Below are 20,091 nucleotides of genomic sequence, written 5' to 3'. Positions count from 1 at the left end.
CAATGATGATGGAAAAATAGGCGAAGCCGACTTTATCCATTAATAACAGGAACCAACAGGAGAGTTTTGTTTAATAAAAAACTATGTAAAAGCAGGAAGGACAAAAACAAAAAAAGACGTCTTTCGACGTCTCTTTTCTGGAATATTGGTACCGAGGATGGGACTCGAACCCACAAGCCCGTTAGGGCACTACCACCTCAAGGTAGCGTGTCTACCAATTCCACCACCTCGGTACTGAAAACTTAGTGCGGGATGTCGCTGCTCGGCTGGGCCGGTGCTGCTGGCTGAGTCTGCTCCGATTTCGGTGCAGTCAGGTTATCCCACTCGCTTCCTTTGCTGGTCTTGTTGGTATTGATGTTACCCAGAACCAGACTGATGATGAAGAACAACGTCGCCAGAACTGCGGTCATGCGGGTCATGAAGTTACCAGAACCACCTGATCCAAACAGTGTAGCGGATGCGCCTGCTCCGAAGGAGGCTCCCATATCAGCGCCTTTACCTTGCTGCAGCATGATCAGACCAACGAGGCCAATCGCAACAAGAAGGAAAACGACCAGAAGAGCTTCGTACATAATCAACCTGTTCCTTGCGGTACTACCGCATACCAATTGCTTCAACCAATAAAGCGGGACTTTTTAATGTTTCCCACTGAAGCGGGTGTGAATACTAACCAAAGCGAATGGGGTTCGCAAGGGCAATTTTGATGCATTGTATCAAGTGCGGAAAAAAACAGCAAAAACGGAAATTCTGTTCAGCAAAAAGGCAGCAAAAGCTGCCTTTTTAAACAGTTAACGCGGCGATTAAACCGCTTTCACCGCATCGGCAATACGGTTCGCAAACGCCGTCACCTGAGCATCATCTTCGCCTTCAACCATGACACGAATCAGCGGCTCGGTGCCTGATTTACGCAACAGCACGCGACCACGATTGCCTAATGCCGCTTCCACTTCGGCGGTGATGCTTTTCACCGTTTCGTTTTCCAGTGGATTTTCTGCGCCATCGGTATAGCGAACGTTCACTAACACCTGCGGGAACATCTTCATGCCGCTGCACAAGTCCTGCAGCGTCATATGATTACGTGCCATCGCCGCGACAACCTGCAATGCCGCCACAATGCCGTCCCCGGTGGTGGTTTTGTCGAGCAGGATAACGTGGCCGGAATTTTCAGCCCCAATACGCCAGCCTTTTTCCTGCATCGCTTCCAGCACGTAGCGGTCGCCCACTTTCGCGCGGGTGAACGGAATGCCCAGTTGTTTGAGCGCCACTTCCAGACCCATGTTGCTCATCAGGGTGCCAACGGCTCCCCCGCGAAGCTGGCCCTGACGCAGACCTTCACGCGCAATGATGTAGAGGATCTGATCGCCGTCAACTTTATTGCCTTCATGGTCAACCATGATGACGCGGTCACCGTCACCGTCAAACGCGATACCCAGATGCGCTTTTTCCGCCAGCACACGTGCCTGGAGAGCGCGAACATCAGTAGCACCAACTTCTTCATTGATGTTCAGACCGTTCGGCTCACAGCCGATGGCAATCACTTTTGCACCGAGTTCGCGGAACACGTTCGGCGCAATGTGGTAAGTCGCCCCGTTCGCACAGTCGACCACAATTTTCAGCTCGTTGAGGTTTAACTCATTCGGGAACGTCGCTTTACAGAATTCGATATACCGACCTGCGGCATCAACAATGCGGCTGGCTTTACCGAGCTGTGCTGAATCTACGCAGGTTATCTCTTTTTCCAGTTCCGCTTCGATGGCTTCTTCGACCGCATCCGGCAGCTTGGTACCTTCGATGGAGAAGAATTTAATGCCGTTGTCGTAGAACGGATTATGGGATGCGGAAATCACGATCCCAGCTTCAGCACGGAAAGTGCGGGTCAGATAAGCCACCGCCGGGGTTGGCATTGGCCCAGTGAAAGATGCAGAAAGTCCAGCCGCCGCCAGACCCGCTTCAAGCGCGGATTCCAGCATGTACCCGGAAATACGCGTGTCTTTGCCGATGATGACTTTGCGTGAGCCGTGACGAGCCAGCACTTTACCGGCTGCAAAACCGAGCTTGAGCACAAAATCAGGGGTGATTGGGCTATCGCCCACGCGACCGCGAATGCCGTCGGTGCCAAAATATTTACGGTTACTCATAGCGTTTATTTTCCTTTGCAGCAAGGGTGGCTTCGACCACACGCATCGCCTCAACTGTCTCTTTCACGTCGTGAACGCGAATAATATGTGCCCCCTGCATCGCTGCAATGACTGCGCAGGCCAGACTGCCGCTAAGGCGTTCTGATGGCCCGACATTCAGCAATTGCCCAATCATCGTTTTTCTCGACATTCCCACCAACAACGGCAGGTCGAAATGATGAAACTCTGACAAACGTGCAAGGAGTGCGTAATTGTGGGAGAGATTTTTACCGAAACCGAATCCCGGGTCGAGCAACAATTTGTCTTTTGTGATACCCGCAGCTTCACAGCGCGCGATTTGCTCATAAAAATAGCGATTCACATCCGCAAAGACGTCGTCATACTTAGGCGCGTCCTGCATGTTTCGTGGTTCACCCTGCATGTGCATCAGACAGACCGGCAGGCCCGTTTCTGCTGCCGCTTCCAGTGCGCCCGGCTCGGTCAGAGAACGAATATCATTAATGATATGTGCCCCGACCCGCGCCGACTCACGAATAACGTCAGGCTTAGAGGTATCAACCGAAATCCATACCTCAAAGCGCTGGGCGATAGCTTCAATCACCGGGATAACGCGGGAAAGCTCTTCGTCCACGCTCACTTCAGCCGCCCCCGGGCGCGTCGACTCACCGCCAACATCCACAATAGTGGCCCCGGCATTGATCATCAGATTGGCATGTTTTACCGCCTCAACCAGCGTGTTGTGTGTCCCGCCGTCCGAAAAAGAATCTGGGGTGACGTTCAGGATGCCCATCACGTGCGGATAAGCGAGATCGAGTGTAGTGCCCTGGGCGAAGAGTTTCATGACGAATCCCTGGTATGGTTAAAACGTTAACAAAATAAAAAAACCCCGGAGCGACAGCCCCAGGGTTTTCAGTTAAAGCAGCGTCATCAACAACGGATAACTTATTTGTCGCCCAACTGCTCTGACATGGTGTTGCCCGGGTTCGGCGTACGCGGCTCATCGACCGGACGCGGAGCACGTGGGGTACCATTGCTATCAGAGTTATTGGACGCGCCTGGATCTTCCCAGCCTGCTGGCGGACGAACATCACGGCGAGCCATCAGGTCATCAATCTGCGGCGCATCGATGGTCTCATATTTCATGAGCGCATCTTTCATCGAGTGCAGGATGTCCAGGTTGTCGTTCAGGATTTGACGGGCACGAGCGTAGTTACGTTCGATAAGCGCCTTCACTTCCTGGTCGATGATACGAGCCGTTTCATCGGACATATGCTTGGCTTTAGCCACTGAACGACCGAGGAATACTTCGCCCTCTTCTTCCGCATACAGCAGCGGACCGAGTTTGTCGGAGAAGCCCCACTGGGTGACCATGTTACGCGCCAGGTTAGTCGCAACTTTAATATCGTTGGACGCACCGGTAGAAACATGTTCCACACCGTAGATGATTTCTTCAGCCAGACGACCGCCGTACAGCGTAGAGATTTGGCTCTCCAGCTTCTGACGGCTGGCGCTGATTGCATCGCCTTCAGGCAGGAAGAAGGTCACACCCAATGCACGACCGCGTGGAATAATCGTCACTTTATGCACCGGATCGTGTTCCGGTACCAGGCGGCCGATAATCGCGTGGCCGGCTTCATGGTAAGCCGTCGACTCTTTCTGCGCTTCGGTCATCACCATGGAGCGACGTTCCGCACCCATCATGATTTTATCTTTCGCTTTCTCGAACTCAACCATCGACACCACACGCTTGTTACCGCGAGCGGCGAACAGAGCAGCTTCGTTGACGAGGTTCGCCAGGTCTGCACCGGAGAAGCCAGGCGTACCACGCGCGATGATTGCCGCGTCGATATCGGGCGCCAGCGGTACGCGACGCATGTGCACTTTAAGGATCTGCTCACGACCACGGACATCTGGCAGACCGACCACAACCTGACGGTCGAAACGGCCTGGACGCAGCAGCGCGGGGTCAAGAACGTCTGGACGGTTAGTTGCCGCAATCACGATGATGCCTTCATTGCCTTCGAAGCCATCCATCTCAACCAGCATCTGGTTCAGCGTTTGCTCACGTTCATCGTGACCGCCGCCCAGACCTGCACCACGTTGGCGGCCTACGGCGTCGATTTCATCGATGAAGATAATGCACGGTGCGGCTTTCTTGGCCTGCTCGAACATGTCACGCACACGAGATGCACCGACACCCACGAACATTTCCACGAAGTCAGAACCGGAGATAGTGAAGAAAGGCACCTTCGCTTCACCGGCGATAGCTTTCGCCAGCAGCGTTTTACCGGTACCCGGCGGGCCCACCATCAGAACGCCTTTAGGAATTTTACCACCCAGCTTCTGGAAACGGCTCGGTTCACGCAGGTATTCAACCAGTTCCGCCACTTCTTCTTTGGCTTCGTCGCAGCCTGCAACGTCAGCAAAAGTGGTTTTAATCTGGTCTTCGGTCAACATGCGCGCTTTGCTCTTACCGAACGACATGGCGCCTTTACCGCCGCCGCCCTGCATCTGACGCATGAAGAAGATCCAGACCCCAATCAGCAGAAGCATCGGGAACCAGGAAATGAAGATAGAAGCCAGCAGGCTTGGTTCTTCAGGTGGTTCGCCAACGACTTTCACGTTTTTGGTCAGCAGGTTATCAAGCAGTTTAGGATCGTTAACCGGAATATAAGTCGTGTAACGGTTACTATCTTTCTTGGTAACGTTGATCTCACGTCCGTTGATACGCGCTTCGCGAACCTGGTCCTGATTGACCTCTTGCAGGAAGGTAGAGTAATCCACCTTACGGCCATTTGACTCGCTGGGCCCAAAGCTCTGGAACACTGACATCAATACGACTGCGATGACCAGCCAGAGTATTAGGTTTTTCGCCATGTCACTCAAGGGATTAACCTCTTATTACAACTGTGTTAATAACAGCGTCAGGTTACTATACATCCGACACATTTCATACCGCCGCCGTACCGGCATAGGCTTAAAACGGTCGGGTTATGGTTTTCGCCCGGTCGCTACAATGTACACTTCACGCGAACGTGCGCGTGAAGAGTCCGGCTTACGAACTCTAACTGTCGTAAACAGGGAGCGAATTTCCTTAAGGTACTCCTCGAAACCTTCGCCCTGAAACACCTTCACTAAAAAACTGCCGCCCGGTGCCAACACATCTCGGCACATCTCAAGCGCCAGCTCCACCAGATACATGGCACGGGGAATATCCACCGCTGGTGTTCCGCACATGTTTGGAGCCATATCGGACATGACAACCTGGACTTTACTGTCACCCACACGTTCAAGTAACGCTTTCAGGACTAATTCATCACGAAAATCGCCTTGAAGGAAGTCCACACCAACGATTGGATCCATCGGTAAAAGATCGCAAGCGATGATGCGGCCTGCGCCCCCGATCTGTGTCACCGCATACTGTGACCATCCGCCGGGTGCTGCACCGAGATCGACTACCGTCATTCCCGGCTTAAAAAGTTTGTCACTTTGCTGTATTTCATCAAGTTTAAACCAGGCACGGGAACGTAACCCCTTTTTCTGTGCCTGGAGAACATATTTATCGCTAAAGTGTTCCTGGAGCCAGCGGCTTGAGCTGGCAGAACGCTTTTTACCTGTCATTTAACATTCCCATCGGGGCAGACCATCATAGTCGGCTACGTAAATTTTAACGGCCGATTTGGCGATAGTTGAGAGATGGCGGTAGAATGAACCGTTTTCAATCCCAACGTAAGCAAAAATATACGATGAATCTGAGTACTAAACAAAAACAGCACCTGAAAGGTCTGGCACATCCGCTCAAGCCGGTAGTTATGCTTGGCAACAATGGTTTGACCGAAGGGGTACTGGCCGAGATTGAACAAGCGTTGCAGCACCACGAACTCATCAAGGTGAAAATCGCCTCGGAAGATCGCGAGACTAAAGTCCTTATCGTGGAAGCTATCGTTCGCGAAACCGGCGCCTGTAATGTACAGGTCATCGGTAAAACGCTGGTTCTGTACCGCCCAACAGCAGAGCGTAAAATCTCGCTGCCACGTTAAGAGTAACCTGAATTGAACACATTTGATGTGTAAAACGAGGGGTTTCGCGGGCAGGTGAGCAAAATGCCACGCTCTTAACGTTGATAAAAGGCCGCTATGCGGCCTTTTTCTTATCTTTACATTCTTTCAACAAGCAGGATTAGAGATAATCCACTTTGATGATTTCATATTCCACTTCGCCGCCAGGCGTTTGGATAGTCACCACATCGTCTTGTTCTTTGCCAATCAGGCCACGGGCGATAGGTGAATTCACAGAAATGAGATTCTGCTTAAAATCAGCCTCGTCATCGCCCACGATTCGCCAGCTTGTCTCTTCGTCGTTATCCAGATTCAGCACCTGTACGGTGGAACCAAAAATGACCCGACCCGTCTTCGGCATTTTGCTGATATCGATAACCTGAGCATTGGACAGCTTCGCTTCGATATCCTTGATACGCCCTTCGCAGAAGCCCTGCTGCTCGCGGGCGGCATGATATTCCGCGTTCTCTTTCAGATCGCCATGCTCACGAGCATCAGCAATCGCCGCAATGATTTCAGGGCGACGAACGGATTTCAGGTACTCCAGTTCTTCGCGCAGTTTTTCAGCACCACGTAAGGTCATCGGAATAGCTTGCATGAGTTATACCTCTTCATCATTCCTTCAGGCACAGCAAGCGCTGCAGACCTGCACTTCCCTCTGTTCTCCATGAGAGAGCCAGAAGTTAAGCAAAAAGAAAACTGACCCGGAACAAAATTTCCAGGCCAGCGGCAATTTTTCTGTTTGATGCGTATTTTACCCTGAAAGTTCACTATGGGTCACCGTTTACTTTACAGGGCGATGCGCCGTAGTATGGCTGTTTGATTCCAGGTTGTTAGCGCGAGATTATGCGATTTTCCAGATTTATCATCGGATTGACCAGCAGTTTAGCTTTTAGCGTCCAGGCAGCAAACGTAGATGAGTATGTCACTCAGCTCCCGGCTGGCGCGAATCTAGCCCTCATGGTTCAGAAAATCGGCGCGAAGGCGCCAGAAATTGATTATCACAGCCAGCAGATGGCTTTACCGGCCAGTACCCAAAAGGTCATTACCGCCCTCGCCGCGTTACTGCAGCTGGGCCCCGATTTTCGCTTTACCACAACACTGGAAAGTAAAGGTAGCGTTGATAATGGCATTCTAAAAGGTGACCTAATTGCACGATTTGGCGGCGATCCGACGCTAAAACGTCAGGATATTCGCAATATGGTAGCCGTACTGAAGAAGTCGGGCGTGCAGCAAATCGACGGTAATGTGCTGATTGATACCTCGGTTTTCGCGAGCCATGACAAAGCGCCCGGCTGGCCGTGGAATGATTTGACGCAATGTTTTAGTGCACCGCCTTCTGCTGCCATTATCGATCGTAACTGCTTCTCGATTTCACTCTACAGCGCGCCAAAACCTGGCGATCTGGCGTTTATTCGCGTCGCATCATATTACCCGGTGACCATGTTTAGTCAGGTCCGTACCCTGCCCAAGGGCTCCGGTGAAGCACAGTATTGTGAGCTGGACGTGGTGCCAGGCGATTTAAATCGCTACACCCTGACTGGATGCCTGCCGCAGCGCTCGGAACCCCTCCCGCTGGCGTTTGCGATTCAGGATGGGGCCAGCTACGCCGGAGCGATCATTAAGAGCGAGCTGAAACAGGCCGGGATCACCTATTCCGGTACGTTGCTGCGCCAGACGCTGACCAACGATCCGGGCACAGTGATCGCCAGCAAGCAGTCAGCTCCCCTGCACGATCTGCTAAAGATTATGTTGAAAAAATCGGACAACATGATTGCCGATACGGTGTTCCGCACCATTGGCCATGCACGCTTTGGCGTACCCGGCACCTGGCGTGCGGGTTCAGATGCCGTGCGCCAGATTTTACGTCAGCAGGCGGGGGTCGATTTGGGTAACACTATTATTGCCGATGGCTCTGGCCTGTCGCGTCACAATTTGTTGGCACCGGCCACCATGATGCAGGTGTTGCAGTACATCGCGCAGCACGAAACCGAACTTAACTTCATCTCAATGTTACCGCTGGCGGGCTATGACGGCTCTCTGCAGTACCGTGCAGGCCTGCATCAGGCTGGTGTTGACGGGAAGGTGTCGGCGAAGACCGGCTCTTTACAGGGTGTGTATAACCTCGCAGGCTTTATCACCACGGCCAGCGGGCAGCGTATGGCCTTCGTGCAATATCTGTCGGGCTATGCCGTGGAGCCTGCCGATCAGCGCAACCGCCGCATTCCGTTGGTACGTTTCGAAAGCCGGTTCTACAAAGATATTTACCAGAACAACTGATACGAAAAAGGCTCCCGATGGGAGCCTTTCTTAACTGCAGAACAGCGACTTAGTGCTTATAGATGAACTCGACACCTTCTTCGTCGTCTTCATCCCAATCGTCATCCCACTCTTCATCGTCCTCAACTTCTGCTTCTTCAAGCTGCTGGCGATGGTAGTCATCCCACATGAACTCGACTTTCTCAGGCTGCTTCTCTTCTTCGGCTTTCACCACCGGGTTTTCAATGATGAAGGTCATCACGTCCCAGCAAAGATCTTTCACACCCTGCTGGCTGGCGGCAGAGATCAGGTAGAATTTATCTTCCCAACCCAAGGCTTCAGCAATCGCTTTGGCTTTTTCTTCCGCAGCGGCCTTGTCCATCAGGTCAATCTTGTTGAAGACCAACCAGCGTGGTTTTTCAGCCAGCTTCTCGCTGTATTTTTCCAGTTCGCCAATAATGATGCGGGCATTTTCAACCGGATCAGAACCGTCGATCGGATCGATATCGATGAGATGCAGCAGAACGCGGCAACGCTCAAGGTGTTTAAGGAAACGGATCCCCAGACCAGCCCCTTCCGCAGCGCCTTCAATCAGCCCAGGGATATCGGCCACAACAAAGCTTTTCTCGTTATCCATACGCACCACGCCGAGGCTTGGCACCAGAGTGGTAAACGGATAATCGGCCACTTTCGGCTTAGCGGCGGAGACAGCACGGATGAAGGTAGATTTACCCGCATTCGGCATACCCAGCATCCCGACGTCGGCCAACAGCATCAGCTCCAGCTGCAGGTCGCGCTTATCGCCCGGCGTGCCCATCGTCTTCTGACGCGGAGTACGGTTTACGGAAGATTTAAAACGGGTGTTACCCAGACCGTGCCAGCCACCCTTCGCCACCATCAGGCGCTGACCGTGTTGAGTCATGTCGCCCATGGTTTCGCCGGTGCCCTGATCGATAACACGCGTGCCGACCGGTACTTTTACCGTCACATCTTTACCACGTTTACCGGTACAGTCACGGCTCTGGCCATTCTGCCCACGCTCAGCGCGGAAAGATTTTTCAAAGCGATAGTCGATCAGGGTGTTAAGGTTTTCGTCGGCTTCCAGCCAGACATCACCGCCGTCGCCGCCGTCGCCGCCGTCCGGGCCGCCACGAGGAATATATTTTTCACGACGGAAGCTGACGCAGCCATTGCCGCCATCCCCTGCCACAACCAGGATCGTTGCTTCATCAACAAACTTCATTTTACTTCTCCGTAAATCATTCGCCTGAGCGGGGTAGCGGTACAACCGCTTCACGCTTACGCCACCGTCCCCATAGACGATGACCAATGGCGGAATACATCGCGCCCGCAACCACGACAAACGCACCGAGATAACCTAAAAGGTTCAACATCGGTCTGGCGAAGAAATCGGGCCAGGCCATTGATAATAAATCTGAAAATAACAGTGTAAACAGAGGAGTCAGCGTAATTAACGCGCTCACCTGTGCCGCCTGCCAGCGCGCCATGGCTTCCGCCAACGCACCGTAACCCACCAGGGTGTTTAGTCCACAGAAAATCAGGCAGGCCAATTGCCAGTCGCTCAGCTGGGTAATGACACCCGGCTTTGCCAACGGCAGCAATGCTATTGTACATAAAGTGTACAGTAAAAACAGGATCTGCGGTGAGGCCAGACGGCGCAATAATACCTTTTGCGCGACGCCATAACTCACCCAGACGGTTGCCGCTCCGACGCCAAAAATGACGCCCCAGGTGTAATCCGTCAGGCGGGTGAAAATCTCTATCAGACTGGTGTTGAAAAACATCACCAGACCGCAGAGCAGCATAATCGCGCCAATCACCTGCGTCCCACGCATCTTCTCTTTCAGGATGAAGACGCTGGCAACCATCATACCCACGGGCGACAGTTGTCCTATCACCTGTGAGGCGGTAGGACTCAAATACTGGAGCGACGAACTGAACAGAATAAAGTTTCCGAACAAGCCCCCGGTGGCAATGGCGAGTAGCACCAGCCAGCGTGGTTTACGGAATAGATGCAGCGGCGGTAGCTTGCCTTTGATAGCGAGAATCGACCCAAGGCCAATACTTGCCATCAGAAAGCGGTAAAACACGATAGTCGGAGGCTCCATCACCTCCAGCACCTGCTTCATTGCAATTGGCAATGCACCCCAACATACTGCGGTGGTGAGCGCCAAAAGAATACCAATGCCCGCCTGCTGTTTCATGCCCGTTTATCCCTGTACGAAATTTTCCGGACTTCTAATGTAAAAAGCCCCGCAACACGTTGCGGGGCTTTCATCCGTCACCGGACCGAAAAACTTACTCAGCAACGATGCTGATGTACTTACGGTTGTTCGGACCTTTAACTTCGAATTTCACTTTACCGTCTGCTTTAGCAAACAGAGTGTGGTCACGGCCACAACCAACGTTGTTGCCAGCGTGGAATTTGGTGCCACGTTGACGAACGATGATGCTACCTGCCAGAACTGTTTCGCCACCGAAACGTTTTACACCCAGACGTTTAGCTTCTGAGTCGCGACCGTTACGAGTTGAGCCGCCAGCCTTTTTATGTGCCATTTAATCTACTCCTCAGGTCTTAGGCGCTGATGCCAGTGATTTTCACATCAGTAAACCACTGACGATGGCCCTGCTGCTTACGATAGTGTTTACGACGACGAAACTTAACGATTTTAATTTTCTCGCCACGACCGTGAGCAACAACTTCAGCTTTGATTACGCCGCCATCAACGAAAGGAACGCCGATTTTGACTTCTTCACCGTTTGCGATCATCAGAACTTCAGCGAACTCAACAGCTTCGCCAGTTGCGATGTCCAGCTTTTCCAGGCGAACGGTCTGACCTTCGCTTACTCGGTGTTGTTTACCACCACTTTGGAAAACCGCGTACATATAAAACTCCGCTTCCGCGCACATCTTCGTGTGATTCAGAGTGCGCTATAAATATTCACAATAGGGCGCGAATATTACGCAAAAGGTGAGCCTTTGACAAGTGCGATCATCACTACATGCAGAAAAAAACCACAACGCACACGGTAACGTTTATCTGCGCCGTTTTTTCAGTACAATCAGGGCTACAATTGTAACCCAGACTCTTCGTTATCCCTTATGGATAAGCGGTAAACAGGACATTAAGCCCGGCTTTTGCGATGAATTTAGAAAAAATCAATGAGTTAACCGCGCAAGATATGGCGGGTGTCAATGCGGCAATCCTTGAACAACTCAACTCTGACGTCCAGTTGATCAATCAGCTTGGCTATTACATCGTCAGCGGAGGCGGGAAACGCATTCGTCCAATGATCGCGGTACTGGCAGCACGCGCTGTTGGCTACCAGGGGAACGCTCACGTCACTATCGCAGCGCTAATTGAGTTTATCCACACAGCGACACTGCTGCACGACGACGTCGTGGATGAATCTGATATGCGCCGAGGCAAAGCAACGGCCAACGCCGCGTTTGGAAACGCTGCCAGCGTGCTGGTTGGGGACTTTATCTATACTCGCGCATTCCAGATGATGACCAGCCTGGGATCGCTGAAAATTCTTGAGGTGATGTCCGAGGCCGTAAACGTGATTGCTGAAGGTGAAGTCCTGCAGCTAATGAACGTGAACGACCCTAACATCACCGAAGAAAACTACATGCGCGTTATCTACAGCAAAACGGCGCGTCTGTTTGAAGCGGCATCACAGTGCTCTGGCCTGCTGGCTGGCTGTACGGAAGAACAGGAAAAAGGTCTGCAGGACTACGGTCGCTATCTTGGCACCGCTTTCCAGCTGATTGACGACCTGCTCGACTACAGCGCGGACGGTGAAACCCTCGGTAAAAATGTGGGTGATGATCTGAACGAGGGCAAACCGACACTGCCTCTGCTGCACGCAATGCGCAACGGTACGCCTGAACAGAACGCCATGATTCGTCAGGCTATCGAAGAAGGCAACGGTCGCCATTTATTGGAACCCGTTCTGCAAGCGATGGCAGATTGCGGATCGCTGGAGTGGACTCGTCAGCGCGCCGAAGAAGAAGCGGACAAAGCCATTCAGGCTCTTCAATGCCTGCCTGATACGCCATGGCGTGAAGCGCTTATTGCGCTGGCCCATATTGCCGTTCAGCGCGATCATTAATCTCTTCCCGCGTTCTGCGCGGGAAAGTTCCAATAAAAAACCCCACCGCTTCCCACCCCGTATGCGATCTTGATTTAATCCGAATATCGCTTGGCTTTACTTGAACTTTTTAGAACTTACTTACTTTCAGCGCTATAGTAACCCGGCCACTGGTCAAGGTGGTTTGGTTATCATCAGGGAGAAAGTATGGATAAGCTTATCGACTGGCATCCTGCAGATATCATTGCCGGATTGCGTAAAAAAGGAACGTCATTGGCGGCTGAATCCCGCAGAAATGGACTTAGCTCATCGACGCTAGCGAATGCGCTTAACCGTGACTGGCCGAAGGGAGAGTTGATTATTGCGACGGCATTAGGCACCGAACCGTGGGTTATCTGGCCGTCACGCTACCATGACCCCGTCACCCATGAGTTCATCGACAGAACCCAGCAAATTAGACAGCCGAAAGAGAAGTAAAACCGAGAAGCACCCCCACGTCGCGCTGACGAGGGGATGCCTTAGCAGGAGGCGATATTACTCGCCTTTGATACGCTCGATGCTTGCGCCCAGCGCACGAAGTTTATCTTCGATGCGCTCGTAGCCGCGATCGATGTGGTAGATACGCTCCACAATCGTCGTACCTTCCGCAATACAACCCGCCAGCACCAGACTTGCAGACGCGCGCAGATCGGTCGCCATCACCTGCGCCCCGGACAGTTTCTCAACGCCGTGACAAATCGCGGTATTGCTTTCGATTTCAGCATGCGCACCCATACGAATCAGTTCAGGCAAGTGCATGAAACGGTTTTCAAAAATCGTCTCAGTTACCACACCGGTGCCTTCTGCCACCAGGTTCAGCAGCGTGAACTGGGCCTGCATATCGGTCGGGAAACCTGGGTGTGGTGCCGTACGCACGTTTACCGCTTTCGGGCGTTTGCCGTGCATATCAAGGCTAATCCAGTCTTCACCGACTTCGATGTCGGCCCCGGCTTCACGCAGTTTTGCCAGCACCGCGTCCAGCGTATCAGGCTGCGCGTCACGACAAACAATTTTGCCCCCGGAGATAGCGGCTGCGACGAGGAAGGTACCGGTTTCGATACGGTCAGGCAGAACGCTGTATACGCCGCCACCGAGACGCTTAACGCCTTCGATAGTGATGCGATCGCTACCCTGCCCGCTGATTTTCGCACCCAGCGTGTTCAGGAAATTGGCAGTATCGACAATCTCTGGCTCGCGCGCAGCGTTCTCGATAATGGTGGTACCTTCTGCCAGCGTAGCAGCACTCATAATGGTCACAGTGGCACCAACGCTCACTTTGTCCATTACGATGTGCGCGCCTTTCAGGCGGCCATTCACAGAAGCTTTAACGTAGCCTTCTTCCAGTTTGATCTCAGCACCCAGCTGCTCAAGGCCGGTAATATGCAGATCGACCGGACGTGCGCCGATAGCACAGCCGCCCGGCAGAGAAACCTGACCCTGACCAAAACGCGCCACCAGCGGGCCGAGCGCCCAGATAGACGCACGCATGGTTTTCACCAACTCGTACGGCGCACAGAAGACGTTAACCTCACTGGCATCAATCCACACGGAACCGTTACGTTCAACTTTGGTTCCCAGCTGGCCCAGCAGCTTCATGGTGGTATCGATATCTTTCAGCTTCGGTACGTTCTGAATTTCAACCGGCTCTTCAGCCAGCAGTGCAGCGAAAAGGATCGGCAGTGCCGCATTTTTGGCGCCGGAGATGCTCACTTCGCCCTGGAGACGTGAAGGCCCCTGTACACGAAATTTATCCATTCGTTCAAATCTCTTTTAAAATTCACCTGTGCAACGGGCGGAGCCCGTTACTTAAAAACCGTTGAGTTTGCGATCGCGTGCCCACTCTTGCGGGGTATGCGCCTTGATCGACAGGGCATGAATGCGGTTGTCAGCAATGTATTCCATCAGCGGGGCATAGACGGTCTGCTGTTTCTTAACTCGACTCATTCCTTCAAACAGTTCGCCCACGGCAATAACCTGAAAGTGACTGCCATCGCCAGAGACGTGGACTTCCTGAAGGGAGAGTGCGTTCATAAGCACTGTCTGAATTTCATGATTTTCCATGGGGTAATTTCATCTGATAGTGAAAACAGCCCAACATCTTAGAGGAAAGTGAGGCGGTCTTAAACAAGCAAAAAGCCCCGACGCACAAAACGTTGAGGCTTTTAAGAGTAATACATTGAATACGTTAGGGGATCAGATCGGGCGTGAGATTATAAAGTTGCACCAGGGTATTCATCTTTTCACTTTTACCCTCAATCTTCACCGTCCGACCTTGCTGGCGAATATGTGCCACCAGATGCATCAGTAACGCCACACCCGCAGTATCCACACGCGTGATCGCGGTGAGATCGATAGTGTCGACGCCCTGAGTCGCCTCTTCACGCGCTTCCCAAAGGGGAACAAGGAAATCCTGATCCAGCTCCCCCTGTAATGACAGTCGTCCGCCTTCACGCGTCCAGCGTAATGAGTCTGCCATTATTTTTTCTGATCCAGCGTAATCGGCTGCTTAGCAATACTCTGTAACTGCGTCGTCAGGCCATCGATCCCTTTGGTACGCAGCAGGTCACTCCACTCGTTCTGTTTAGTGGTGATCATGCTGACGCCTTCGGCAATCATGTCAAATGCCTGCCAGTTACCGGTCTGGGTATTTTTACGCCACTGGAAATCGAGACGTACCGGCGGGCGGCCATTAGGGTCAACGATAGTCACACGAATCGGCAGAATGGTGGCATCGCCGAGCGGTTTTTCCGGGGCAATCTGGTAGGTCTGACCGTGGTACATCGCCAGCGCCTGACCGTAAGCCTGTTTCAGGTATTCATGGAAAGCGGCAAAATACGCCTCGCGCTGAGCCGGGGTGGCGTCACGGTAATAGCGGCCTAAAACCAGCGCACCGGCATATTTAATCTGCACGTACGGCATCAACTCCTGATCCACAATCTGGCGCAGATAATCCGGGTTCGCCCGGATCTGCGACTGCTCATTTTTCAGACGGTCAAAGGTTTTCTGTGCCGCTTCATTCATCAGTTTATAAGGGTTCGACTGATCGGCTGCGGTGGCCGCCGTCAACGGGGCAATCACCAGCATGGCAACCATAAGTAAGCGTTTAAACATGGGTTAATTCTCCTGAAATTAATGCGTCGTTGCCGCAGGGGCCGTAGCGTCAGTATGGTCTGCCGCCGGGTTTTGCGCATCGCCGGAATTCTGATTGTCACTGCCTTTGCTGTTATAGAGGAACTGACCAATCAGGTCTTCCAGTACCATCGCGGACTTCGTATCCTGGATAGTACTGCCCTCTTTCAGCATGGCGGTGCCCATTTCTGGGTCGTCAAAACCGACGTTCAGCGCCAGATATTGCTCGCCCAGCAGACCAGAAGTACGGATAGCCAGCGAACTGGTATCCGGAATTTGGTTGTACTGTTCTTCGATGTCCAGCGTCACGCGTGGCAGATAGGTTTTCGGATCTAACGTAATGTCAGCCACACGGCCTACCACGACGCCGCCGATACGGACCGGAGATCGTGCTTTCAGGCCGCCGATATTATCGAAGGTGGCATACACCTGATAGGTTGGCTCCGTTCGTAAAGAGGTGACGTCTGCCGCTTTCAGGCAAACAAACAGCGCGGCCAAAAATGCCACCAACAAGAACACGCCTACCCAAATTTCACTTTTTTTCGTTTGCATGAACTCAATTCCCAAACATCAGTGCAGTCAGCACAAAATCCAGCCCCAGTACCGCCAGCGACGAATGCACCACGGTGCGGGTCGTTGCGCGGCTGATCCCTGCGGAAGTGGGGATCGCATCATAACCGTTGAACAATGCAATCCAGGTCACCGTGATGGCAAACACCACGCTTTTGAGCACGCAGTTCACCAGGTCCATTCGCCAGTCGACGGCGTTTTGCATCGCTGACCAGAAGAAGCCGGCATCAATACCTTTCCAGCTCACGCCAACCAGCGATCCGCCCCAAATACCGACGGCAACAAAAATGATGGTCAGCAGTGGCAGTGAAATAACGCCCGCCCAGAAGCGTGGAGCAATCACCCGACGCAGCGGATCGACGGCCATCATTTCCATGCTCGACAGCTGCTCTGTCGCACGCATCAGACCGATTTCGGCGGTCAGTGCAGAACCCGCGCGTCCGGCAAACAGCAGAGCTGCGACCACCGGACCGAGTTCACGCAGCAGCGACAGTGCCACCAGCATACCGAGACTGGTTTCAGCACTGTACGTGGTGAGAACCAGATAGCCTTGCAGCCCCAGCACCATCCCGATAAACACGCCCGACACCAGAATAATCACCATCGACAGGACGCCGACGTTATACAGCTGGCGGATTAATAAAGGCGCATGTTTACGAAACTCTGGCTTGCCAACGACAGCATTAAACAACATTAACCCAGCACGCCCGAAGGTCGTGAGAGTCTTAATCCCCCGATGTCCGAGCGCAGCCAGTGCTTTTAGCAGCATGAGTAACTTAACTCCCTGTTCCGAGTAGATCGTGATGATAATCGCCCGCAGGATAACGGAACGGCACCGGGCCATCGGCAATTCCATCCAGGAACTGACGTACGCGCGGATCGCCGTTTTCCTGCAACGACTGCGCGCTACCGTGAGCGACAATTTTCCTGTCGGCCACGATATAGGCGTAATCGGCAATACTCAGTACTTCCGGCACGTCGTGTGAGACCACGACGCAGGTGACACCCAGGGCGCTATTGAGCTCAGAAATCAGCTTCACCAGCACGCCCATGGTAATCGGGTCCTGCCCTACAAACGGCTCATCGAACATGATTAAATCCGGTTCGAGGGCAATTGCGCGCGCCAGTGCAGCACGACGCGCCATCCCGCCGGAGAGTTCAGAAGGCATCAGTTTAGCAGCCCCGCGCAAACCTACCGCTTCCAGCTTCATCATTACCGTGCTTTTCAGCAACGCCGGGGGCAAGCGCGTATGTTCACGCAGCGGATACGCAACGTTGTCGAAAACGTTCATATCGGTAAACAGCGCACCGGACTGGAACAGCATACTCATGCGCTTGCGCACGGCATACAGACGGGAGCGCGTCATGGTGGGTACATCTTCACCGTCGAACAGGATCTCGCCGCTGTCGGGCGGAATTTGCCCGCCGATCAAACGCAGCAGCGTGGTTTTGCCAATCCCTGACGGTCCCATGATGGCGGTAATTTTACCGCGCGGAACCGACAGCGAGATGTTGTCGAAGATACTTCGGTTGCCACGCGTAAAACTCACACCGCGCACATCGACTAAATTATCCAGTGTCTGGTTCATAGGTTTATCCCTGGAAAAACCTCTTCAGGTTAAGCATGGCGTGTTCTTGCGCCCCTAACCCATCATTTTTACAGAATCTTACCCGCCACGGTTAGCGAAAGCAGGCATTTGTTTTACTTTTTCAACGCATAAAGTCAAAATTAGGAATTCGTCCTCACCTTGCGAAGGGTGCAAAGGGGCTGGCGATTATACCTGAAGAAAGGACTTTAGATGCTTTTAGCGACGGCTCTGTTAATAATTGGTTTACTTCTGGTGGTCTACAGTGCCGATCGTCTGGTCTTTGCCGCATCGATTCTTTGCCGCAGTATGAACATTCCGCCGCTCATCATTGGCATGACGGTGGTCAGCGTAGGGACATCGCTCCCGGAGATTATTGTTTCCGTAACGGCTTCTTTTCATGGGCAAATCGATCTGGCTATCGGCACCGCCATCGGATCAAACATCGTCAATATTTTGCTGATCCTCGGCCTCGGCGCACTGCTGCATTCATTTACCGCCCATTCCGATATCCTGCGTCGAGAATTGCCGCTAATGTTAGTCGTCAGCCTGTTAGCGGGCTTTGTGCTGTATGATGGGCAGCTAACCCGAATGGATGGCCTCTTTCTGTTCGCTCTGGCTGTCCTGTGGCTGTTTTATATTGTTAAAATCGCTCGCCTGGCCGAACGGCAAGGAAATGACAGCCTAACGCGCGAGCAATTAGCAGAGCTTCCGCGCGAAGGTTCGCTGCCCGTAGCCTGTTTGTGGCTCGGGGTCGCGCTGATTATTATGCCGATGGCGACGCGCATGGTGGTGGATAACGCCACGGTGCTGGCCAACTACTTCGCGATGAGTGAATTGACCATCGGCCTGACGGTGATTGCCATTGGCACCAGCCTGCCAGAACTGGCAACAGCCATCGCTGGCGCACGTAAAGGAGAGGATGATATCGCCATTGGCAATATCATTGGCTCTAACATTTTCAATATTGCCATCGTGATGGGCATCCCTGCGCTGGTCGCGCCGGGGCCGTTCAACCCGCTGGCATTTAGCCGTGATTACGGTGTGATGGTGCTGGTCAGCGTGATTTTTGCCGTGTTGTGCTGGCGTCGTAAGCCGCAAATTGGCAAAAGCGCAGGGGCATTATTGATCGGATGCTTTCTTGTTTGGCTGGCGTTCCTCTGGTGGGGCACGCCGTTTTTCGCAGAGTGAATCGGGATAACATTATGTCGCAAATAGATTTGCAGCCGGATTTTGACTTTCAACAGGCAGGCCTTGAGGTGCTGGAGATTGAACGTGAAGGTCTGGCCCAGCTCGATCAGTACATTAACCAGGATTTCGCGCTTGCCTGCGAAAAAATGGCTTACTGCGGCGGTAAAGTTGTCGTGATGGGAATGGGGAAATCCGGACATATAGGCCGGAAGATGGCGGCAACCTTTGCCAGTACCGGCACCCCCTCATTCTTTGTCCATCCTGGTGAAGCCGCACACGGCGACCTCGGCATGGTCACCCCGCAGGACGTGGTGATTGCGCTGTCAAACTCCGGCGAATCCAATGAAATTATGGCGCTTATCCCGGTGTTGAAACGTCTGCAGGTGCCGCTCATCTGCATGACCAGCCGCCCGGAAAGTAACATGGCGAAAGCGGCGGATATTCATCTTTGCGTCAGCGTCCCGAAAGAAGCCTGTCCGCTCGGCCTGGCACCGACGTCGAGCACCACCGCCGCATTAGTGATGGGCGATGCGCTCGCCGTGGCCTTGCTGAAGGCGCGTGGATTTACCGCGCAGGACTTTGCCCTGTCCCACCCGGGTGGCGCGCTGGGGCGTAAGCTGTTACTGCGGGTGAACGATATCATGCACACCGGGGATGAAATTCCGCACGTCAGTAAAGACGCCTCCCTGCGCGATGCGCTCCTCGAAATCACCCGTAAAAACCTGGGTATGACCGTTATCTGTGATGACCAGATGAAAATCGAAGGGATTTTCACCGATGGCGACTTACGTCGGGTGTTTGATATGGGCGTTGACGTGCGTGACCTCAGTATCGCCGACGTGATGACCCGCGGCGGCATTCGTGTCCGTCCAGGCATTCTGGCCGTTGATGCGCTGAACCTGATGCAGTCCCGTCATATCACCTGCGTAATGGTTGCCGATGGCGACCATCTGCTGGGTGTGATACATATGCATGATCTGCTGCGCGCTGGCGTAGTGTAAGTAA

Annotated in this window: 23 protein-coding genes and 1 tRNA gene; 6 read left to right on the top strand and 18 right to left on the bottom strand. The window is 53.1% G+C overall.

Features of this window, described 5'->3' with window-relative positions; genetic code table 11:
• Nucleotides 1–146 precede the first annotated feature (146 nt).
• The 6 genes from ACG0Z5_RS16775 to rlmE form a co-directional block, all read right to left on the bottom strand.
• Nucleotides 147–233: transfer RNA gene (locus tag ACG0Z5_RS16775), tRNA-Leu, on the bottom strand.
• 9 nt (nt 234–242) lie between these two features.
• Nucleotides 243–572: a preprotein translocase subunit SecG gene (secG, locus tag ACG0Z5_RS16770; protein WP_394449466.1), complete on the bottom strand. Its 330-nt coding sequence runs from the start codon at nt 570–572 to the stop codon at nt 243–245.
• A 228-nt stretch (nt 573–800) separates the two neighbouring features.
• Nucleotides 801–2,138: a phosphoglucosamine mutase gene (glmM, locus tag ACG0Z5_RS16765; RefSeq protein ID WP_319627391.1), complete on the bottom strand. Its 1,338-nt coding sequence runs from the start codon at nt 2,136–2,138 to the stop codon at nt 801–803.
• Nucleotides 2,131–2,979: a dihydropteroate synthase gene (gene folP, locus ACG0Z5_RS16760; protein WP_394449462.1), complete on the bottom strand. Its 849-nt coding sequence runs from the start codon at nt 2,977–2,979 to the stop codon at nt 2,131–2,133. Before folP ends, glmM begins: the two co-directional genes overlap by 8 nt.
• 101 nt (nt 2,980–3,080) lie before the next feature.
• On the bottom strand, nt 3,081–5,015 hold the full coding sequence (ftsH, locus tag ACG0Z5_RS16755) for an ATP-dependent zinc metalloprotease FtsH (protein ID WP_319627393.1): 1,935 nt from the start codon (nt 5,013–5,015) through the stop codon (nt 3,081–3,083).
• 114 nt (nt 5,016–5,129) lie between these two features.
• Complete coding sequence (rlmE, locus tag ACG0Z5_RS16750; protein WP_319627394.1) at nt 5,130–5,759, bottom strand: 23S rRNA (uridine(2552)-2'-O)-methyltransferase RlmE; 630 nt, start codon at nt 5,757–5,759, stop codon at nt 5,130–5,132.
• A gap of 125 nt (nt 5,760–5,884) precedes the next feature.
• Here rlmE and yhbY point away from each other — a divergent pair, with 125 nt between their 5' ends.
• A complete protein-coding gene (yhbY, locus tag ACG0Z5_RS16745; RefSeq protein ID WP_330983971.1) occupies nt 5,885–6,178 on the top strand; it encodes a ribosome assembly RNA-binding protein YhbY in 294 nt (97 codons plus the stop codon).
• A 139-nt stretch (nt 6,179–6,317) separates the two neighbouring features.
• On the opposite strand, the gene greA is transcribed toward yhbY, so the two are convergent.
• Entirely contained in the window at nt 6,318–6,794 is a 477-nt protein-coding gene (gene greA / locus ACG0Z5_RS16740; RefSeq protein WP_394449457.1) for a transcription elongation factor GreA, read from the bottom strand.
• A 248-nt stretch (nt 6,795–7,042) separates the two neighbouring features.
• Between greA and dacB the strand changes: the two genes are divergently transcribed.
• A complete protein-coding gene (gene dacB, locus ACG0Z5_RS16735) occupies nt 7,043–8,476 on the top strand; it encodes a serine-type D-Ala-D-Ala carboxypeptidase (RefSeq protein ID WP_394449454.1) in 1,434 nt (477 codons plus the stop codon).
• A 49-nt stretch (nt 8,477–8,525) separates the two neighbouring features.
• On the opposite strand, the gene cgtA is transcribed toward dacB, so the two are convergent.
• The 4 genes from cgtA to rplU all read right to left on the bottom strand — a co-directional run bounded on the left by cgtA (nt 8,526) and on the right by rplU (nt 11,363).
• Nucleotides 8,526–9,698 (bottom strand): Obg family GTPase CgtA, encoded by a 1,173-nt coding sequence (gene cgtA / locus ACG0Z5_RS16730; protein WP_319627397.1) that lies wholly within the window; start codon nt 9,696–9,698, stop codon nt 8,526–8,528.
• 16 nt (nt 9,699–9,714) lie between these two features.
• Complete coding sequence (locus tag ACG0Z5_RS16725) at nt 9,715–10,680, bottom strand: DMT family transporter (protein WP_394449449.1); 966 nt, start codon at nt 10,678–10,680, stop codon at nt 9,715–9,717.
• Nucleotides 10,681–10,774: 94 nt separating this feature from the next.
• Nucleotides 10,775–11,032: a 50S ribosomal protein L27 gene (gene rpmA, locus ACG0Z5_RS16720; protein ID WP_007673187.1), complete on the bottom strand. Its 258-nt coding sequence runs from the start codon at nt 11,030–11,032 to the stop codon at nt 10,775–10,777.
• Nucleotides 11,033–11,051: 19 nt separating this feature from the next.
• Nucleotides 11,052–11,363, bottom strand: a complete 312-nt coding sequence (gene rplU, locus ACG0Z5_RS16715) for a 50S ribosomal protein L21 (protein ID WP_106994824.1) — start codon at nt 11,361–11,363, stop codon at nt 11,052–11,054.
• Between the two features lie 257 nt (nt 11,364–11,620).
• Between rplU and ispB the strand changes: the two genes are divergently transcribed.
• Both ispB and sfsB read left to right on the top strand, forming a co-directional pair.
• Nucleotides 11,621–12,592, top strand: a complete 972-nt coding sequence (ispB, locus tag ACG0Z5_RS16710) for an octaprenyl diphosphate synthase (protein WP_319627399.1) — start codon at nt 11,621–11,623, stop codon at nt 12,590–12,592.
• Nucleotides 12,593–12,778: 186 nt separating this feature from the next.
• Complete coding sequence (sfsB, locus tag ACG0Z5_RS16705; RefSeq protein ID WP_319627400.1) at nt 12,779–13,048, top strand: DNA-binding transcriptional regulator SfsB; 270 nt, start codon at nt 12,779–12,781, stop codon at nt 13,046–13,048.
• A 57-nt stretch (nt 13,049–13,105) separates the two neighbouring features.
• Here the strand turns inward: sfsB and murA are convergent, their stop codons facing one another.
• The 7 genes from murA to mlaF form a co-directional block, all read right to left on the bottom strand.
• Entirely contained in the window at nt 13,106–14,365 is a 1,260-nt protein-coding gene (gene murA / locus ACG0Z5_RS16700) for a UDP-N-acetylglucosamine 1-carboxyvinyltransferase (protein ID WP_394449442.1), read from the bottom strand.
• A gap of 51 nt (nt 14,366–14,416) precedes the next feature.
• A complete protein-coding gene (gene ibaG, locus ACG0Z5_RS16695; RefSeq protein WP_319627402.1) occupies nt 14,417–14,671 on the bottom strand; it encodes a BolA family iron metabolism protein IbaG in 255 nt (84 codons plus the stop codon).
• Nucleotides 14,672–14,795: 124 nt separating this feature from the next.
• A complete protein-coding gene (mlaB, locus tag ACG0Z5_RS16690; RefSeq protein ID WP_394449438.1) occupies nt 14,796–15,086 on the bottom strand; it encodes a lipid asymmetry maintenance protein MlaB in 291 nt (96 codons plus the stop codon).
• Nucleotides 15,086–15,721, bottom strand: a complete 636-nt coding sequence (gene mlaC / locus ACG0Z5_RS16685) for a phospholipid-binding protein MlaC (protein WP_394449435.1) — start codon at nt 15,719–15,721, stop codon at nt 15,086–15,088. The genes mlaB and mlaC overlap by 1 nt, the downstream gene beginning before the upstream one ends.
• Before the next feature lie 18 nt (nt 15,722–15,739).
• Nucleotides 15,740–16,291 (bottom strand): outer membrane lipid asymmetry maintenance protein MlaD, encoded by a 552-nt coding sequence (gene mlaD, locus ACG0Z5_RS16680; RefSeq protein WP_394449432.1) that lies wholly within the window; start codon nt 16,289–16,291, stop codon nt 15,740–15,742.
• Nucleotides 16,292–16,295: 4 nt separating this feature from the next.
• The gene (gene mlaE, locus ACG0Z5_RS16675) at nt 16,296–17,078 is read right to left on the bottom strand and encodes a lipid asymmetry maintenance ABC transporter permease subunit MlaE (protein WP_394449429.1); all 783 of its coding nucleotides are present in this window, start codon (nt 17,076–17,078) and stop codon (nt 16,296–16,298) included.
• 7 nt (nt 17,079–17,085) lie between these two features.
• Nucleotides 17,086–17,898, bottom strand: coding sequence for a phospholipid ABC transporter ATP-binding protein MlaF (gene mlaF / locus ACG0Z5_RS16670; protein WP_394449426.1), 813 nt, complete (start codon nt 17,896–17,898; stop codon nt 17,086–17,088).
• Nucleotides 17,899–18,108: 210 nt separating this feature from the next.
• Here mlaF and ACG0Z5_RS16665 point away from each other — a divergent pair, with 210 nt between their 5' ends.
• Nucleotides 18,109–19,086: a calcium/sodium antiporter gene (locus ACG0Z5_RS16665; protein WP_394449423.1), complete on the top strand. Its 978-nt coding sequence runs from the start codon at nt 18,109–18,111 to the stop codon at nt 19,084–19,086.
• Between the two features lie 14 nt (nt 19,087–19,100).
• The gene (gene kdsD, locus ACG0Z5_RS16660; RefSeq protein WP_319627409.1) at nt 19,101–20,087 is read left to right on the top strand and encodes an arabinose-5-phosphate isomerase KdsD; all 987 of its coding nucleotides are present in this window, start codon (nt 19,101–19,103) and stop codon (nt 20,085–20,087) included.
• The last annotated feature ends 4 nt before the right edge of the window (nt 20,088–20,091 follow it).

Origin of the sequence: Scandinavium sp. M-37 (assembly GCF_043558715.1) — a bacterium.
GTDB lineage: Bacteria > Pseudomonadota > Gammaproteobacteria > Enterobacterales > Enterobacteriaceae > Scandinavium > Scandinavium vulneris_A.
The sequence above is the reverse complement of the archived record's forward strand: the minus strand, read 5'-3'. Positions and strand labels throughout refer to the sequence as shown.

Excerpts from the sequence above, each read along its gene's own strand:
- secG (WP_394449466.1), bottom strand. The coding sequence starts at position 572 with ATGTACGAAGCTCTTCTGGTCGTTTTCCTTCTTGTTGCGATTGGCCTC.
- glmM (WP_319627391.1), bottom strand. The coding sequence starts at position 2,138 with ATGAGTAACCGTAAATATTTTGGCACCGACGGCATTCGCGGTCGCGTG.
- folP (WP_394449462.1), bottom strand. The coding sequence starts at position 2,979 with ATGAAACTCTTCGCCCAGGGCACTACACTCGATCTCGCTTATCCGCAC.
- ftsH (WP_319627393.1), bottom strand. The coding sequence starts at position 5,015 with ATGGCGAAAAACCTAATACTCTGGCTGGTCATCGCAGTCGTATTGATG.
- rlmE (WP_319627394.1), bottom strand. The coding sequence starts at position 5,759 with ATGACAGGTAAAAAGCGTTCTGCCAGCTCAAGCCGCTGGCTCCAGGAA.
- yhbY (WP_330983971.1), top strand. The coding sequence starts at position 5,885 with ATGAATCTGAGTACTAAACAAAAACAGCACCTGAAAGGTCTGGCACAT.
- greA (WP_394449457.1), bottom strand. The coding sequence starts at position 6,794 with ATGCAAGCTATTCCGATGACCTTACGTGGTGCTGAAAAACTGCGCGAA.
- dacB (WP_394449454.1), top strand. The coding sequence starts at position 7,043 with ATGCGATTTTCCAGATTTATCATCGGATTGACCAGCAGTTTAGCTTTT.
- cgtA (WP_319627397.1), bottom strand. The coding sequence starts at position 9,698 with ATGAAGTTTGTTGATGAAGCAACGATCCTGGTTGTGGCAGGGGATGGC.
- ACG0Z5_RS16725 (WP_394449449.1), bottom strand. The coding sequence starts at position 10,680 with ATGAAACAGCAGGCGGGCATTGGTATTCTTTTGGCGCTCACCACCGCA.
- rpmA (WP_007673187.1), bottom strand. The coding sequence starts at position 11,032 with ATGGCACATAAAAAGGCTGGCGGCTCAACTCGTAACGGTCGCGACTCA.
- rplU (WP_106994824.1), bottom strand. The coding sequence starts at position 11,363 with ATGTACGCGGTTTTCCAAAGTGGTGGTAAACAACACCGAGTAAGCGAA.
- ispB (WP_319627399.1), top strand. The coding sequence starts at position 11,621 with ATGAATTTAGAAAAAATCAATGAGTTAACCGCGCAAGATATGGCGGGT.
- sfsB (WP_319627400.1), top strand. The coding sequence starts at position 12,779 with ATGGATAAGCTTATCGACTGGCATCCTGCAGATATCATTGCCGGATTG.
- murA (WP_394449442.1), bottom strand. The coding sequence starts at position 14,365 with ATGGATAAATTTCGTGTACAGGGGCCTTCACGTCTCCAGGGCGAAGTG.
- ibaG (WP_319627402.1), bottom strand. The coding sequence starts at position 14,671 with ATGGAAAATCATGAAATTCAGACAGTGCTTATGAACGCACTCTCCCTT.
- mlaB (WP_394449438.1), bottom strand. The coding sequence starts at position 15,086 with ATGGCAGACTCATTACGCTGGACGCGTGAAGGCGGACGACTGTCATTA.
- mlaC (WP_394449435.1), bottom strand. The coding sequence starts at position 15,721 with ATGTTTAAACGCTTACTTATGGTTGCCATGCTGGTGATTGCCCCGTTG.
- mlaD (WP_394449432.1), bottom strand. The coding sequence starts at position 16,291 with ATGCAAACGAAAAAAAGTGAAATTTGGGTAGGCGTGTTCTTGTTGGTG.
- mlaE (WP_394449429.1), bottom strand. The coding sequence starts at position 17,078 with ATGCTGCTAAAAGCACTGGCTGCGCTCGGACATCGGGGGATTAAGACT.
- mlaF (WP_394449426.1), bottom strand. The coding sequence starts at position 17,898 with ATGAACCAGACACTGGATAATTTAGTCGATGTGCGCGGTGTGAGTTTT.
- ACG0Z5_RS16665 (WP_394449423.1), top strand. The coding sequence starts at position 18,109 with ATGCTTTTAGCGACGGCTCTGTTAATAATTGGTTTACTTCTGGTGGTC.
- kdsD (WP_319627409.1), top strand. The coding sequence starts at position 19,101 with ATGTCGCAAATAGATTTGCAGCCGGATTTTGACTTTCAACAGGCAGGC.